Genomic DNA, 574 nt, shown 5'->3' with positions numbered 1-574 from the left:
TGCATAAGATAAGCTGCACCTCAGCATATCAATCAAATTAAAAAGAAATGGAAAAGGATAAGATGGACGATAAAGGAACTATTACATCAACATCAACGTCAGGCGGTAATGCTGACAACACGAAGGCTATGCAGGGCACAGCCTATGCCATACTTATAATTATAAGCATATCCCATTTCCTCAACGACATGATACAGTCGGTGGTACCATCGATATATCCGATGATAAAAGAAGATTTCTCGCTTTCGTTCGCCCAGATCGGACTCATCACCTTCGTGTTCCAGTTGGCGTCATCCATCCTGCAGCCCTTCACCGGGCTCTATGCCGACCGCCATCCGCGGCCTTATGCCCTCTCGCTGGGCATGTGCTTCACACTGGCCGGACTCCTCCTGCTTGCCTTTGCCGGCAATTTCTGGATGATCATCCTCGCGGTGAGCGTCATCGGCTTCGGCTCCACTGTATTCCATCCCGAAGCCTCCCGAGTGGCGCAGATGGCATCGGGAGGCAAGAAAAGTCTTGCGCAGTCTATCTTCCAGGTGGGCGGCAACGGCGGGTCGGCCGTCGGACCGCTGTT

The 574-nt window shown here is 52.1% G+C and carries 1 pseudogene (cut by a window edge); it reads left to right on the top strand.

The window, feature by feature from the left end:
• Positions 1-128 precede the first annotated feature (128 nt).
• Positions 129-574 (top strand): annotated as a pseudogene (locus tag QVO99_RS08065) (MFS transporter) (it continues 750 nt past the right edge of the window).

This window comes from Prevotella sp. CAG:592 (assembly GCF_000436015.1).
Taxonomy (GTDB): domain Bacteria; phylum Bacteroidota; class Bacteroidia; order Bacteroidales; family Bacteroidaceae; genus Prevotella; species Prevotella pectinovora.
This window is presented reverse-complemented; position numbering and strand designations above follow the sequence as displayed.